We start from the raw sequence: 15,580 nt of genomic DNA, 5'->3' as shown, positions 1-15,580 counted from the left end.
AGTATAAGGTGAAGCCATTTTACAACATTACTTAACGGACTTTGCGAATGCTACAGTAGTCCATCAGCTGCGTGAAGAGGTTGTCACGCGTGAGTTCCTTCAGGAGCTCGGGATTGTTCTTGAACTTCTCCTTCTGCAGCGACGACTCGACGGCGAAGAGGCCGCTGGCGAGCTTGCCCGCGCCGCCCACCGTCGGGGCCTTCTCGAGGACGACCACGGAGACGCCCTTCTCGGCGGCGGCGACCGCGGCGGCCGTGCCGGAGGCACCGGCGCCGACGACGACCACGTCGTAGGAGACCGTCTCATCGGGGCCCTTCTGCTTGACGACCTTGACGTCGTACTTCGAGACGTCGGCGCCCGACTTCTCAATGGCGGCCTTCGCGGCGGCCTTGATGGCGTTGCTCGAGAAGGTGGCGCCGGAGACGCCGTCAACATTGATGCTCTGGCTCTTGATGATCGCCGGGATCATCTGCTTGGCGGCCTCGGTGCCGAGCCCCGGGGTCTCGCCGGAGACGTCAGCCTTGACGTCGGTGATCTTGCCCGCGTTGTCGAGCGTCACCTCAACCTTGACGGTCGAGAGCTTGCCCTGGGCGGCGCCTTCGTAGGTGCCGGCCGTGACGGAGGCGACCGTGACCGAGCTCACGCCGCAGATCATGGCTGCGATCAGCGTCGTGCGGAAATTCTGGACGAACATTTTGCCTTTCTCCTTGAAGAGGGAATCTGAACGGCTTTCACCTAGGTCTTGAGAACTAGTACCGAGGGCGTAACCGTTGTTGGACGAAAGGCTAAGTCGAAAGGCTTGCAGGGGGACCGATGGCATTATCGGAAAAACCGAATGAAGCCCCGGCGGCCCTCTCCTCTCAGATCTGGCGAAGATTATTTTCCTTGTTTATCAATGTAATAGAAACAAATCCAATCCCGATGGCAGGCAGGGAAAACCCTGCCTGCGATTTTTCGATGGCGCAATCGAAAAACCCGAAGAAATTGGAAAGGGGCACCGAGCGTGCCCTACGGGCGCAGAACCCGGCGGCGGACATACATCTCGTCGAGCATCCGGAAGAACTTGAGCAGGATCGGCGAGTTGCTCGTCGCGAGACGGACGGCCTGCGCCTCCATGTAGGTGTCGGGCACGAAAAGGGAGCGCGTCCCCTCGGGCATCATCCAGAGGTCGGCCTCCGGCACCATCGCGATGCAGCCGCCGTCACGCACGTAGCTCATCATCAGACGGACCGAGGCGACACGGATCACCTTTCTCGGATGAAAGGCGAGCATCGTGTCAACGACCGGCGGCGACTCGCAGCCCGCGTTCTCATAGAGCACGAACGGATGCTCCGCGATCCTTGCCATGTCGGGAACCTCGGCGCCGGCGTCGTCGCGGGCGGCAATGTCAAGACCTGCCGGGGCGACCACCGCCGCACGGAAGGCTGCGAGCGGCATTGAGAAAACAGGGACGGAGAAGTTCACGCCGTATGTGACGCCGAGCATCAGATCGAGCCGCCCCTCGGAGAGCTTTTTCGCAAGCGTCGCAGGCGGATTCTCCTCGGCGATGAGTTCGAGCGCGGGGAAGCGCCGCCTTGATTCGCCGAGGACCTCGTTGAAAATCCCCGAGGAGATGACGGCCGAGCAGACGCCGATGCGCAGCGTCGCCACCGTGCCGCCGAGCACATTGTCCGTGTTGCGCCTCGCGCGCAGCATCATCGAGAGGATGCCCTGGCAGTCCTGCAGAAAGACCTCGCCCACGGGCGTGAGCGAGAACGTCCTGTTCGAGCGGTTGATGAGCGGACCGCCCACCTCCTCCTCAAGCGCGCGGATCTGCGCGGAGAGCGTCGACTGCGACAGGCCGAGCGCCTGCGCGGCGCGGCCGAAGTGCATGTGCTCAGCGAGGGTTGCAAAGGCCTGAAGGTGCTTCGTGTCGAACATGGCTCATCCTCTCGGACGGGATCTGGGCGAAGGTGCCACCTTAACTCTAGCACCGCGCGTCATCAGATGACACGCCGGCTCGCCTTCAGGAAGCGAGCGCCTTCTCAAGCGCGGCGGGGAAGTTCACCGGCACCGGGCTCGTGCGGATGATCTGAGGCGTGCGCAGTTCCGACTCGTGCGCGTCGCTCGCGATCACGACGCTGCGCGGGAACTCCTTCGCGATCATCTCGACGAGGCTCTTCACCCGGGGACCGAACATCCCGGTGAAGCTCCCGGAGGTGAGCTGCATGATGCCGCCCTCCTCGACGACGGGCTTGAGCAGCCTGCGGAAGCTCTCCGCCGTCACGGGCGAATAGCGCTCGGGGTGCGCGAGCACCGGCTGCCAGCCGCGGTCGACGGCGAGCGCGACGAACTGCGGCACGAACTCAAGGGGCGAGAAGGACGAGAGCTCGAAGAGAAAGGCCTTCGAGCCCCCGAGGAACCCGAGCGGCGAGCGCTCGAGGAGATCGAGCACGTCGGGATCCATCATCCACTCGGCGCCGAGCCTGAGCTCAAGGGGGATCCCGCGGGCGTCGAGCTCTCGCTGCAGCGTCTCCATGATCCCGCGGCGGCGCTCGAGCTCCCTGATCGGATCGTCGAGCGTCTCCGGGCGCGCGCCCACGCTGTCGGAGCCGAAGACCGAGAGGTGGGAGGTGCAGTAGACGATGCGCCTTCCGTCCTCCACGGCCATCTCAGCCATCCGGACCGATTCCTCGACCGTGTCCGGGCCGTCGTCCACGCCGGGCAGAAAGTGTGAATGGATGTCGATCGAAAACGCTGACACGGGACTCAAATTCCTTGTGCTTATTTCTGTTCTGTATTCGCGGTCACGGGCTCGCCGCGGTCGGAGCGTAGTTTCTCATATCTTGACCGCGTGTCGTCGTCCATAACGTCCTCGAGTGTCTCAAGCTTCTCAAGAAGCTTCGAGAGCGTGAAGACCTTGCGCGTGACGGCGGCCATCTCGGCGCGGCGCACGAGCGCCCGCGGATCGTCGTAGCCGATGCGCACGAGCACCTCCTCGGCGAGCGCCCACTGGCCCGCGGCGAGGAGCTCATCGGCGCGCTCGATCTTCGCGTCGTCCGCCTGGCGGCGCAGCTCGCGCAGGCGCTCGGCGGCGGCGTCGCCGGCCTCGGAGTCGCCTCCGGCGTTGAAGATCCTGAGGCGCTTCTCCTCGATCAACTTCGCGACGTCGATCTTGGAGCGGCGCTCGCGGGCGAGGTACTCGAGCCTTCCCATCGTCCAGGGATTCTCCTCCTCGAGACGGTCCTGATTGAGACCATCAGCGATCTCCAAGGCACCGAGCGCCCTGCCCGGCTCACCAACGGACTCGAGCCAGTCGGCGTAGAGGATCATCGCGGTCACGTTCTCCGGCACGAACCGCCCCTCGCGGGCGGCCGCGGGGAGCACGGCGTCGATGAGCGGAAGCACGCGCTGCACCTCCCTCGGGTCCTGGGAGACGAGGGCCTCGGCGATTCTCTCCACCTCGGCGACGAGTTCGGCGCGTTTCGCCGGCTCCTTTTCATTCATGGCGGCGAGCACGTATCCGCGCAGCGCCCTTGAGAGCACCGTCGTGTGCGTGGGATAGTGCTTCAGCGCATAGGCGTGAAGCGGGAGCGACTCCGCGGGCTTTCCGCTCCAGAAGCTCTCCTCCTCGAGGATCTGACCCACCATCGAGACATCGAGCGCATTGGAGGGCGCGGTGTCGGCGAGGCGCCTGGCAAGGTCCGCGGCCCCGGCGTACACCGCCGCGGGCCCGGCCTTGTCAGCGGACGGGATGCGGTCGAGCGCCGCCGCGCGGTAGCGGCTGTAGGCTGGGCGGTCAATCGCCGTGGGCTCGATCGTGCTGTCAAGAATCTGGCTCAGGCCCTTCGCGATCAGCGCTCTGCGCTCGACGTCACCGAAGTCCATCGTCGAGTCGATGGCCGTGGTGAGGATCACGGTGTTCGAGGGATATTGCTCAAGCGCGGCGAGCGAGGCCTCGCGCACCGTCCGGGCTCGGATCTCGGCGGAGAGCTGGGGCGTCGCGGCCATCGCGTCTCGCGTCTGCTCGACGCGAGCCTGTGCGATGCCCTCGCCCGCGATGCGGCCGTAGAAAGGCAGCAGCGCCGCGTCGGCGACGAGAAGAATGACGGCGACAACAGCTCCCGGGACGCCCTTGAACTCCGCGGGACGCTCGGAGCGCCCTTCGTCAACGCGCTCGGCGAGCGCCGTCGTGGCGGCGCAGAGCGCGCAGAAGCCGATCAGGAGCGCCGGCTGCTTCAGGCCGTACTCGACGGACTCGTGGCAGAGCACCGCCGTGATGCCGCAGAGGCCGCCCACCGCGACGGGGAGCCACGAGGAGATCCTGCGCTCGGATCCGGCGAGGCGCTTGAGAAGCCTCACGTAGAGCACCGCGCCGATCACAAAGACCGCCGCCGCGGCCGGGATGCCGATGATCGCGAGCAGGTCAAGATAGTCGTTGTGGGCGTCCGCACTGATGAAGCCCGGCATGTAGCCCGTGCCCATCGAGGGCAGGAGCGCCCTCACCGCGGCGAAGCCGGCGCCGGTCCAGGGGACGGCGCGGATGATCTCGAGCGTCGACTGCCAGAGCTCGAGACGGATGAGCGCGCTCGAGTCCTCGCCCGAGAGCGCGAAGCCGAGGCGGTCCGCGACGAGTTCGAGGCCGTGGAAGCCCGCGACCACGAGAACGGCGACCAGGATGAGAAGCGGCACCGAGACGCCTTTCCCCCGGCGCACGAGACCCATCCAGACGAGGAAGAGGAGCAGCGCTCCGGCGGCGGAGAGCGTTCCGGCGCGGGAGTAGGAGAAGATGACGCCGAGGGCGGTCAGGAGCGCCGTGAGCCCGAGCACGGCGAGGAGCGGCATCCTTGCCCTCCCCGTCTCCTCAATGAGGCCCGAGCCCCTGTGGGACGTGAGGAACGAGGTGATGAGGCCGAGCGAGACGAAGAAGCCGAGCGTGCAGAAGTCCGCGAAATGGTTGCGGTTGAAGAACCCGCCGCTCGCCACGCGGTCGGCGGTCTTGTGAATGAAGAGGAGCCACTCCTCCTGCTCGGTGAACTGCCAGAGTCCGACTGCGGCCGAGATGCCCGAGGCGAGCGCGAGCACGACGAGGAGAATGAGCGTGCGGCGCGTGCCCTGGAAGAGCTCGACCGCAAGGAAATAGAAGAGGCCGGCGAGAACCGTCACGGCGAGACCGTAGCGCTGAATCGCAGGGTCGAGCGCGATCAGGGGCGTGCCGGGATCGCTCGCCTCGCGGGCGCCCTCCCAGAGCGCGCGGACGGCCTCGGGCGCGAAGGCGTCGTAGGCCCAGGGGCAGCACTGCAGGAGCCCCACGACGAGAACGGGGACGAAGAGCAGCAGGCCGCGCGCCGGGCGAAGCTCGAGGTGACCGCGCATCAGCGCGCCGGCGAGCCAGAGGAAGAGCGAGACGAGCACGCAGACGCCGGCGAGGCCGACCGCGGCGAGGTGACGCCCGCCCCAGAGGAGCGGGAGCGCGAGGATCGGCAGCAGGAGCGCGACGCGCGCGAGATTCTGCAGCACTTTGCCGCAGGTTCTCAGCGCCGCCGGCCGGTGCCTTCTCATGGAATGCCGGCGCGGTGAATGACGGGGATCCATTCGCACGTTCCTTTTCTTCCTTTTCCTGACAAAGAAGGCTCTGAACACACACCCTTCGGAGAGCGCCGTTCAGAGCCTTTCGCCGTAAAACCAACTCAAGGGAGCCCTTCCGTGGAAATCCGCGGGAAAGGCTCCCTCCGGGCGGGGATCAGGCCTTGCCGTGTCCGCCGTACCCGTAACGGTAGCCGTACTTGTAGTTGTACTTGTAGTCGCTGCCGCCCTGGGACTTGGTCTTCTCGCCGAGCTGGGCCACGGTGCCGACCACGTTGGCGCCGACCTTCTGGAGCGAGTCGACGGTCGCGCGGATCGCGGCACGCTCGGTCTGCTCGATGCGGCCGACCACGAAGAAGCGCATGCCTTCGATGGCCGCGAGGTTCTGCGTGTCGGCGACCGGGAGCACCGGCGCGGTGTCGACGATGACGATGTCGAAGGCTTCGGCGAGACGCTCGAAGAACTCCCTCGAGACGGCGTTCGCGAGGAGCTCCGTCGGGTTCGGGGGAATCGGGCCCGAGGGCAGGATCGTGAGCGGCAGATCCTCGAACGGCTTCTGGAAGAGCGAAGCGGTGTCGCTGATCGAGATCGTCTCGGCGAGGATGTTCGAGAGACCCGGCATGTCCTTCTGGTCGCCGAAGAGGAGCGACGTCATGCGGCGGCGGCGGATGTCCGCGTCGACGAACAGCACGCGCTTGCCGCTGCGGGCGTAGGTGACCGCGAGGTTGAAGCTGACGAACGACTTGGACTCATGCGGCAGCGCAGAGGTGATCGCAAGGAGCTTCGCCTTCGAGGCGGCCTTCGAGAGCGAGATCGAGGTACGCAGAGACCTGAAGGCCTCCGCCGTCTCGCTCTTCGGGGCGTCGATGCAGACGAAGTCCGGACCGCGCTGGCCGGGATCCTTGACGAACGGGATGACGCCGAACACCGGCAGACCCGTCTCGTTCTCGAATTCCTCGCGGCTCTTGAGCGTCCTGTCGAGGAGCTCGAGCACGATCGAGAGGAGCACGCTCGCCACGACGGCCGCGAGCGTGAGGATGATCATCGTCTTCGCCTTCTGCGGGAACGCGGCGCGCACCGGCGGCGTAGCGGGCACGATCACCTGGAAGGTGCCGCCCGAGCCCGTGTCGGCGCTGCGGGCGATCTCGAGCTCGCTCACGCGCTCGAGCACGTACTGGTAGGCCTTCTCGCTCGCGGCGAGGTTGTCCTCGAGCACCTTGTACTCGTGCGAGATGCGGTCGAGACCCATGAGCTCCTCAGTGGCGGCGACGCGCTGCGCGCTGATGAGGTCGAGGCGGACCTTGGCCTCATTGGCCTTGGCCTGGATCGAGATCAGGCTGTTCTCGGTCTCGTTCTCGATCGCCTTGTCCATCTCGGCGATGACCTGGCGCTGGGTGGAGACGGTGCGGTGCGTCGGGCCGAAGTCCTGCAGGCTCTTGACGAGCTGGGCCTGGGCCTGGAGGCGGACGACCTTGAAGTTCGCGAGCGTCGGGTTGGCGATCGCCTCGGGGATGGAGTCAAGGCGCTGGCCTTCCTTCTTCCAGATCTCGACGGAGGCGACGGAGGCCTGCGCGTTGGCGAGGGCCTGGCGGGCGGCGACCTCGGCGGTCTCGAGCGAGGTGAGGCGCGAGATCAGCAGCTGCGAGGACGTCTCCACGGAGAGCATCTGGTGGAGCTGCTTGAAGTCATTGAGCTTGGCGATCGCCTTGTAGCGGTTCGCCTCCATGTTCGTGAGCTCGGCGCGCAGGCGCTCGAGACCGAGTTCGGAGAAACCAGACGAGCGCTTGCGGGAGTCGTCGATGTATTCCTCGGCGATGAAGTTCGCGACCTCGGCGGCGAACTTCGGATCGGTGCTCTTGAAGCCGATGTCAATGAGGCTCGTGTTGGGAACCTGCTTGACGTCAACGAGGTTGGCGAGCGCCTTCAGGGGCTCGGCGAGGGCCTCGAAGCCAGGGCGCTCGTTGAACTTGAAGTGCTCGTAGACGCGCGCGAGGATGTGGTCGGACTTGATCATCTGCATCTGCGTGTTGATGAAGTCACGACGGGAGACGGAGTCGCGGCCCGTCTCGCTGTTGTACACGTCCTCGATCTCGGTGACGCGCAGGCTTCCCGGCTCGACGAGCATGCGGCTCGAGGCGAGGTAGACCGGCGTCGCGGTGAAGCAGTACGCAAGGCCGAGCGCGATGACCGCGATGATGATCGCGGCGGAGAGCTTCCAGCGCTTCAGGACCGCGCGGAAGATGCCGAGCAGATCAATCTCGAGGAAGTCCTCGGACTTGCCCCGGGCTTCACTCACTTCAGCTTTCTGGCTGTCGGGTGTCGTCATGTTCTGGATGTTGGTTTTGGTGTTCTACCGTACAGGGCCGCTCCGTCGAGAGCGGCCCTGTGCCTTAGATAAGGAATTATGCCCGTGATTACCAGCGGGTCTCGGGGACGTACACCACGTCGCCCGGCTGCAGCGTCATGTCGTTGCCGCCCTTCCCGGACTCGAGCAGCGAGCGGATGTCTACCTCGAAGGACTTGTCGCCGCGCGTCACGCGGATCTGCGAGAGCGAGTTCGGACGCTCGACGCCGCCCGCGAGGGCGATCACGCGGCTCACCGTGAGGGCCGACTCGGCGGTCGCGAAGAACTCGCCGGGCTTCTTCACCGTGCCGAGAACCGAGATCGGCTGCATGCGCGGCACGACCACCGTGTCGGACGGGGTGAGCTCGATGTCGTGCACCGACTTGCCGTTCAGGATGTCGCGCGCGGGAACCTTGATCGTCTGGACGTTCTTCCCGACGGCGCGGCGCACGACGATGCCGTCGATGTCCGCGTCCTCGGAGAGGCCGCCCGTGGCGGAGATGGCCTGCATGGCGCTGATCTCGCCGCCCTCGGGAATCTGCACGTTCGCGGCGTTCGTCACCGCGCCGAGCACGAAGACGTTGCGCGGGGCGTACTGATCGACCGAGACGACCACCTCAGGCTGGCTGTAGCCGCTGCGGCGGAGCGCCTGCGCGATCGTGCGCTCGATCGTGTCGGTGGACTTGCCCGCGGCGGCGATGCGGCCGGCGACGGGGAAGCGGATGAAGCCCTCCGTGTCGACGCGGACGCGGTACGTCATGTCCTCCTGGCGATAGACGCTCACCGTCAGAAGGTCACCGGAGGCGATGCTGTATGCGGCCGCGGATGCGGTGAGAGGCGTCGCGAGAGAAAGCGCTGCGACGGTGACGGCGGCGAGGACACCAAGGGATTTCATGAGAACTGCTCCGACGGCAATACGAGTTTCCTGAGGCCGGCACGGCAGGGAGTAATCCAAGGCATCCGTGGTGATCGAATTTTCCTTGGCCACATCCCCGGGGTGGAGGGCGCCATAAAAAAACGGCTCCTCTTCCGGCACCTGCGTATGCGCCGCACTCATACGGCGCATACGGAATCTGGCTGGAAGAGGAACGGTGAAAAGAACGGATTAGAAGGTCGCGGCGAGGCCGAGCATGAACGCGTGGCGGTCATAGCTCGACTCATCCGAGTACTTCGTGTTGAGATAACGGTAGCCGGCGCTCATGTTGAACCAGTCGATCAGGCTGTAGGTGACGCCGAGCGTCGCGCCGTACTCGCGGAACGAAGTGTTCTGCGAGGGCGAGTTGTGCGTCCAGAACGGCGTGAGCTTCACGGTGAAGCGGCCGGCGCCGGGCGAGTACTCGGCGTTGACGGCGACGCGCGTGATCTCGACGTAGGAGCTCTGCTCGGAGCTCGTCGTCACGGCACCGATGCCGACCGTGTAGGAGGCCTCGGCACCGACCTTGACGTCCTCGTTGAGGGCGAGCCAGCCGCCGGCGCGGGCCGTCGGACGGGTGACGCTGTCACCGCGGTGATCCGTCACCGTGCCGTTGCTGTCGAAGTCCATCGTCATCACGCCGACCTCGCCGAAGACCTGCGCGCTGTCCTCGTAGTGCCAGGCGGCACCGCCGACGAGCGACCAGGTGTTGGCGTCGTTGTAATGATTCTCAAGCACGTTCGTGGAGATGAACGCGCCCTGCACGTAGACCTTCGTGTTCGGCGTGATCGCGTAGCTCGGACGGATCGTGAAGGCGTGCTCGTCGTACTCGGTGTCCGTGCGGTAGTGGTCACGGCGCTGGCCGAACCAGCGGTAGTCGGCGTCGATCGTGAAGAAGGGCGACGGAGCGACCGTAACGCCGGCGCCGGCGTTGTAGCGCTCGAGGTCGAAGATGCCGTCGACGTTGCGGATCGTGTCGTAGCTCTTGTCGTAGCCGGCGCTCACGCGGCCCTTCAGCGCGGGGCTGAAGTCACGCTCGCCGCGCACACGGAAGAAGCCCTCGGTGCCGTTGTAGGTCGAGTGGTCGGAGTAGTTGTTGCGCTGGATCTGGCTCTCGATGCGGACATCCCAGAGGCCGCGCTCGCCGGCCTGCAGCAGAAGACCTGCGGCCGTCGAGAGGATCGTGTCATCCTCCTCGTTCGTGCGCGAATTGAAGATGTTGTTGTCGAAGGTGATGAACTCACCGGCCCAGATGTCGAGGTTGAGCATCCGGCCGCCGAGCTTCTGCGTGATGAGGTTGTCCTTCATCAGCGTGACGGGCGAGCCGTTCACAACCGGGTGATAGGACTCCTTGATCTGTTCAGCGGCGTTCGCGCTCGAGGCGATGAGGGCTGCCGCCGCGACAAGGCTCAGTCCTTTCAGATTATTCGTCTGCATTTATTGTCTCTGAAATATAGTGCTCACCGAAGAGATCAGCGGCTGACCTCATCCTTCGCGGAGGAACCCGTCGCCTCGTCGTAGCGCTGGCTGTAGATCGAGCTCGCCGTCGGGGTGTTCTCAGGAAGGTTGTTCACCAGCTCGGTGCCGTTGATCGCCCTGTTCACATAGGTGTTCTCGTCGGTGATCGTGGCGGAGCTCCCGGAGCGGATGTAGCGGGGAGCGATCGCAACGCTCGTGCCGCTCTGGGCCGGGTCAAGACGGACGCCCTGGATGACGCCGCCGGAGGTGATGTTCAGGTTGATGCCGAACTGCGTGAGCAGATCGAGCGCCTGGGCGCCGACGTAGACCTGCTTGCCGTCGGAGACGGAGAGCGAGCCATCGTCACCGGTCGTGAGCGTCAGCGTGCCGGCGGAGGTGGCGAAAGCCGCTTCCTGAACCGGAGCAGCGACAGCCCAGGCCGCGCCGCAGATGAGCGCAATCGCTGTCAGGGACTTTGCAATCCTATTCATTTCGCATTCTCTAAAAGTGGGAATCCTGTGGGTAAGTCGTCGCGCAGGGCGCGAACATAGTCTGAGTTCTTGCGATTATATCTCAGATTGCCTGTTTATCAGGGCTCGAACACGCTCCCAATTTCGCAGTTGCAGGTATACAACAAGAAGGAGCGCCTACACTCCCCCGCGGGTCAGGCGCTGTCTCTCCAGGGTCAGAGGCCCCGCCCCGGGCAAAAATCGCCGAACTATCAGACGCTTCTCAAAAAACAGGCGGTGCAGCCCTGCGGAAACCCGCCCTGTTGAGGCCCCTCCCCTGCGGCGACAGTCATTGGGGTGCATCTCCTTTCAGACCAATCCTGTCCTGCGGCACAACTCAAAAGCAACATACGAACAATTGTTCATTTTGCCCGGAGACGGTGCGGTGCCGGCCCAGCCCGCCTCCGCAGCCCCTCTCTGTAAACGCGGCGCCGCCCTGGCCGGGGAGACGGATTCTCCAAAAACGACGAAGGAGGCACTCGCGGGAGAATTCTCCCCGATGTGCCTCCTTCTTACGGAGCGCGGATCCGGAAGCCGAAGGCTCCCGGACTTGAGGCAGAGAAGCCGGTCAGGCCTCGCCCTCCTCGTAGGGCTCGCTGTTGAGGTCGCCCTCGAGGTTCGTGACGACGATGGCCGAGGCCACGTCACCGACCACGTTGATCGAGGTGCGGATCATGTCGAGCAGACGGTCGATGCCGGCGATGAGCGCCACGGCCTCGAGCGGGATGCCGACCTGCGTGAAGACGACGGTCGTCATGATGAGGCCCGCGCCCGGGACGCCGGCGGTGCCGACGGCGGCGAGAACGCCCATGAGAACGATCGTGATCTGGTCGGTCATCGAGAGGTCGATGCCGAACACCTCAGCCGCGAAGACCGAGCAGACGCCCATGTAGACGGCCGTGCCGTTCATGTTGACGGTGTTGCCGAGCGGGATCGAGAACGAGGCGATGGCCTTGGTCGAACCGAGGATGCGGGCGGCCTTCAGGTTGGCCGGCAGAGCCGCGGCGGAGGAGCACGTCGTGAAGGCGATGAGCCAGGGCTCGAAGATGCCCTTGAGGAACTTCGCCGGGCCGGTCTTGCCGAGGATCGCGACCATCGGGACGAGGATCACGAAGACGAGGACGGCGGTGGCGATGAGCGACGTGAGAACGAGCGTGAGGAGCGGGATCAGAACCTGCAGGCCGTGCTTGGCGACCGTGAAGGAGATGAGGCCGAACACACCGATCGGGGCGTAGAGCATCACGTAGCCGGTCATGCGGATCATGACGTCGCCGACGAGCTCGAAGAAGTTGAGCACGGGCTTGCCGCGCTCACCGAGCGCCGCGAGACCGAAGCCGAACATCACCGCGAAGAAGATGATCTGGAGCATGCTGCCCTTGGCCATGGCTTCCATCGGGTTGATCGGGACGATGTTGAGGAGCGTCTCGGAAAGAGCCGGGGCAGAGACCGCCTTGGCGGCGAGGCCCTCGGTCGAGAGATCGAGGCCCATGCCGGGCTGGATGGCGTTCGCGAAGAGCAGACCGAAGGTCACCGAGATGGCGGTCGTGATCGCGTAGACGATCAGCACCTTCAGGGCGACGCGGCCGAGCTTGGCCGTGTCAGAGATGCCAGCCGAGCCCGCGATGATGGTGGCGACCACCAAGGGCACGACGACCATGCGGATCAGTCGGATGAAGAGCGTGCCGAGGGGCTGAAGATAAGTCGTCGCAAACTGGCTGTCGACGAAGGCACCGACGACGACACCGACCGCAAGGCCGATCATCATCTGCCAGGCGAGGGATATTTTTGCTTTGCCAGCCATTTGATTCTCCTGGAAGTTAGGCTGAGGGTTGGTCTGCGGCACCGGGGTGAGCCGCCGTGAAATGAATGAGCCTTTCCTTCGCAGCGGTCAAGGTGAGCCAGCCCCGGACACCTGATGAAGCAGAGATTATCCCTGAGACGGGGTTTTCCTTATCAGGACAATTGCTTGCCTCAATGAGGGTTCGTCAAGCCCTGAGGAAATATCCCGCGAAACGTGAAAAGAGGACGGCCGGAAAACTCCGGTCGCCCTCTGCGAGAAGGGATTTGAGGAAGATTCCTGTTTTCAACATCCTTCCGGTCAGGATCCTCTCCGCTCCCACGGGCAGACCATCCGCTCGAGCAGTCCGATGCCGCTGTAGAAGATGAGGCCGAGGATGCACATTCCGAGAATGCCCGTGAACATGCGCGCCATGTCGGCCATGCCCCAGGCGTCCATGATGAGCCAGCCGAGACCGGAGTCCGTCGCGAAGCTCTCCGCGAGGAAGAGCACAGCCATGGCCGTGCCGAGCGAGACCTTGAGCGAGGTCATGAGCGACGGCAGCGCCGCGGGGAGATACGCGTGGCGGACGCGCTCGAAGGCCGTGGCGCCCATCGAGCGCAGCGACAGTTCATACGCCGGCTCGATCGAGAGCGCGGTCTCGCGCACGATCACGAGAATCTGGTAGCCGGTGGCGAGCGCGATGAGCAGGATTCTCGAGGAGTCGCCGAGACCGAACACGGTGAAGAACACCGGGAGGAGCACGATCTTCGGCAGCGGCAGCGTGATGAAGGTCATCGGCGCGCCGATCCAGTCGGCGGCCTTGAGGTGCCCGAAGAGGAGCCCGAGCGTGAAGCCGGTGCCGACCGCGATGAGGATGGCGGAGATGAGGCGCACGAGACTCACCGCGATGTGTCCGATGAAGGTCTCGTCGGTGAGCGCGAGCGCAAAGTCATGGAGCGACTGCAGGGGCGCGGGCAGGATCTCAGGCCCGAGCGTCACGCTGCCCGCCTCCCAGAGGAGGAGGAGCACCGCGGTGCCCGCGAGATAGCGGATGGCAATGTTGTTCATGGTCAGTTCCCCTCCCTTTCGCCGCGGCTGATCGCGGCTTCGCGCAGCGTCGAGTGCACGTGACGGATGGCGTCATAGAAGTAAGGCGACTCGCGGTTCGCGCACTGCAGATCCGGCTGCCAGGCCGGGTTCTCGTAGAGCTTGAGGAGCCTCGGCGGATTGGCCGCGAGAAGCAGGATGTGCGAGGCGAGGAAGACCGCCTCCGGAATGTCGTGCGTGACGAACACCATCGTGACGCCGCGGCGCACGCGCATCGCGGCGAGGAAGTCCTGCAGGCGCTCGCGTCGCAGGGCGTCCAGGGCCGAGAACGGCTCGTCCATGAAGAGCACCTCGGGCTCGCCGATCAGCGCGCGGCCTAGCGCGAGGCGCTGCCTCTGGCCGCCCGAGAGCGCGGAGGGCCAGCGGTCCTCGAGGCCCGTGAGGCCGAGCTCGGCGAGCATCCCGGCGACACGGTCCTTCGCCTGCGACTTCGGGATCACCGAGTTCTTCAGTTCAAAGGGAAGCGCGAGGTTCTGCCGGACCGTCTTCCAGGGGAAGAGGCCGAGACCCTGCCAGACGAAGCTCGAACGGAGCTTCGGGAGAGCGCCGCCCTCCGCGTCCGTCCAGCGGATCGAGCCCTTCGCGGCCGCCTTGAGGCCGGCGACCGCGGTGAGCAGCGTCGTCTTGCCGCAGCCCGACTCGCCCACGATTGCGAGCGAAGCCCCGGCGGGAAGCCTGAAGGACAGGTCCGCGAGCACCGGCACATCGCCATAGCCGACGGAGAGGTCCTCCACTGAGAGCGCCGCACCGCGTGCCTGCGCGGGCGAATTGGAAACTGCAGTCATGTCGGGTCCTCTGCGGTCAGTCGGCGTTCGCGGCCGAGCGGTAGACCACGGGGCCGAGATCCGGGAGTTTCTTCACAAGGCCGTTGGCGACGAGCCATTCGCCGGCGGCGCGCACGTGCTCGTCGGTCGGCAGCGGCGGCAGACCGTCACGGGTCGCGAAGCCGGAGAACTTCTGCAGCCTGTAATCCTTGACGATCGCCTGCGGAATCAGGCCCTTCTTCACGGCGAGCGGCAGGTACTTCTGCTGGTCGGCGTCGATACGCTTCGCGGCGGCGGCGAGCGCGCGGCGGAAGGCGCCGACGAAGTCGTCCGTGAGATAGGGGCCGCGGAGCGCCACCATCGAGAGCGGCTCATTCAATCCGCGGTCATCCCAGATCGTGCGGCCGCCCTTCGACTCGATCAGCGTGAGAAGCGGTTCATAGAAAAGCGCCGTGTCGAGACGCCCGGCGTTCAGCATCTGCAGACGAATGGGGATCTGCGCGACCTCGACCGACTTGAGGCACTCGGGCGGAACGGGAGCCGTCTCGACCATGCGGTGGAGAACCCAGTCGGTGATCGTGCCCGAGCTCGTCGAGGTCTGCACGCCCCTGCGGGCGCGGACCACGTCGAGCGACGTGAGCTCGGCGGCCTTCGCCGGGGACACCGCGAAGCCGAAGGCGCGGTAGTCGGGCGAGGTGTGCCAGGTCGTCACGGCAATGGCGGAGTCAATGCCATTCGCGCGCTGCGCAATGGTGGTGAGAATGTTCGAATAATGGCCGGCAATTCGACCGGCTCTCATCGCGGCATTGAGTTCGAGTGCGCTCTTGAATGGAACGATTTCACAGTCAATGCCCTCGGCCTTGAAGAGACCATCACTTTCGGCGGCGTAGAGAATAAGCGCGTCAACGGCCGGAAGCACCGCGATCTTCGCCTTGCCGGCGGGAGCGGCGGCCTGCGCGATGCCGGGCAGAGCGCCCGCGGCGGCGGTGATGCCGGCGGCGCCGGCGGCGGCGAGAAGCCTGCGGCGCGAGAGCGTCAGCGCCTTTTCAGAATTGTGTTCCATGTTCTCTCTCCTGAAGTTGAAATCCTGTTCGGGCGCGATGAAGTGGTTTTGATGAATGAAATGTGCGCCTCCTCGGA

General features: G+C 65.2%; 12 protein-coding genes. All 12 read right to left on the bottom strand.

From position 1 onward, the window contains the following. Window positions 1–31: 31 nt before the first annotated feature. A complete protein-coding gene (locus Q4F91_RS02195; protein ID WP_303334137.1) occupies window positions 32–694 on the bottom strand; it encodes an FAD-dependent oxidoreductase in 663 nt (220 codons plus the stop codon). Between the two features lie 314 nt (window positions 695–1,008). Continuing rightward, a complete protein-coding gene (locus Q4F91_RS02190; protein ID WP_303334136.1) occupies window positions 1,009–1,920 on the bottom strand; it encodes a LysR family transcriptional regulator in 912 nt (303 codons plus the stop codon). Window positions 1,921–2,005: 85 nt separating this feature from the next. Then, window positions 2,006–2,743: a tyrosine-protein phosphatase gene (locus tag Q4F91_RS02185; RefSeq protein WP_303334135.1), complete on the bottom strand. Its 738-nt coding sequence runs from the start codon at window positions 2,741–2,743 to the stop codon at window positions 2,006–2,008. Window positions 2,744–2,763: 20 nt separating this feature from the next. Further along, a complete protein-coding gene (locus tag Q4F91_RS02180) occupies window positions 2,764–5,499 on the bottom strand; it encodes an O-antigen ligase (RefSeq protein WP_303334134.1) in 2,736 nt (911 codons plus the stop codon). Window positions 5,500–5,722: 223 nt separating this feature from the next. After that, a complete protein-coding gene (locus Q4F91_RS02175; RefSeq protein WP_303334133.1) occupies window positions 5,723–7,891 on the bottom strand; it encodes a polysaccharide biosynthesis tyrosine autokinase in 2,169 nt (722 codons plus the stop codon). A gap of 88 nt (window positions 7,892–7,979) precedes the next feature. Then, a complete protein-coding gene (locus Q4F91_RS02170) occupies window positions 7,980–8,804 on the bottom strand; it encodes a polysaccharide biosynthesis/export family protein (RefSeq protein WP_303334132.1) in 825 nt (274 codons plus the stop codon). Window positions 8,805–9,014: 210 nt separating this feature from the next. Beyond that, the gene (locus tag Q4F91_RS02165; protein ID WP_303334131.1) at window positions 9,015–10,259 is read right to left on the bottom strand and encodes a hypothetical protein; all 1,245 of its coding nucleotides are present in this window, start codon (window positions 10,257–10,259) and stop codon (window positions 9,015–9,017) included. A gap of 35 nt (window positions 10,260–10,294) precedes the next feature. Next, window positions 10,295–10,771 carry a hypothetical protein gene (locus Q4F91_RS02160; protein ID WP_303334130.1) on the bottom strand — a complete coding sequence of 159 codons (477 nt, stop codon included), beginning with the start codon at window positions 10,769–10,771 and terminating at the stop codon, window positions 10,295–10,297. A 586-nt stretch (window positions 10,772–11,357) separates the two neighbouring features. Continuing rightward, window positions 11,358–12,590 carry a dicarboxylate/amino acid:cation symporter gene (locus Q4F91_RS02155; RefSeq protein WP_303334129.1) on the bottom strand — a complete coding sequence of 411 codons (1,233 nt, stop codon included), beginning with the start codon at window positions 12,588–12,590 and terminating at the stop codon, window positions 11,358–11,360. Between the two features lie 297 nt (window positions 12,591–12,887). Then, window positions 12,888–13,637, bottom strand: a complete 750-nt coding sequence (locus tag Q4F91_RS02150; protein ID WP_303334128.1) for an ABC transporter permease — start codon at window positions 13,635–13,637, stop codon at window positions 12,888–12,890. Between the two features lie 2 nt (window positions 13,638–13,639). Continuing rightward, the gene (locus Q4F91_RS02145) at window positions 13,640–14,461 is read right to left on the bottom strand and encodes an ABC transporter ATP-binding protein (RefSeq protein WP_303334127.1); all 822 of its coding nucleotides are present in this window, start codon (window positions 14,459–14,461) and stop codon (window positions 13,640–13,642) included. 16 nt (window positions 14,462–14,477) lie between these two features. Further along, window positions 14,478–15,503 (bottom strand): ABC transporter substrate-binding protein, encoded by a 1,026-nt coding sequence (locus Q4F91_RS02140; RefSeq protein ID WP_303334126.1) that lies wholly within the window; start codon window positions 15,501–15,503, stop codon window positions 14,478–14,480. Window positions 15,504–15,580: the final 77 nt, after the last annotated feature.

Origin of the sequence: Sutterella sp., assembly GCF_030539355.1 — a bacterium.
Lineage (GTDB): Bacteria > Pseudomonadota > Gammaproteobacteria > Burkholderiales > Burkholderiaceae_F > Sutterella.
This window is presented reverse-complemented; position numbering and strand designations above follow the sequence as displayed.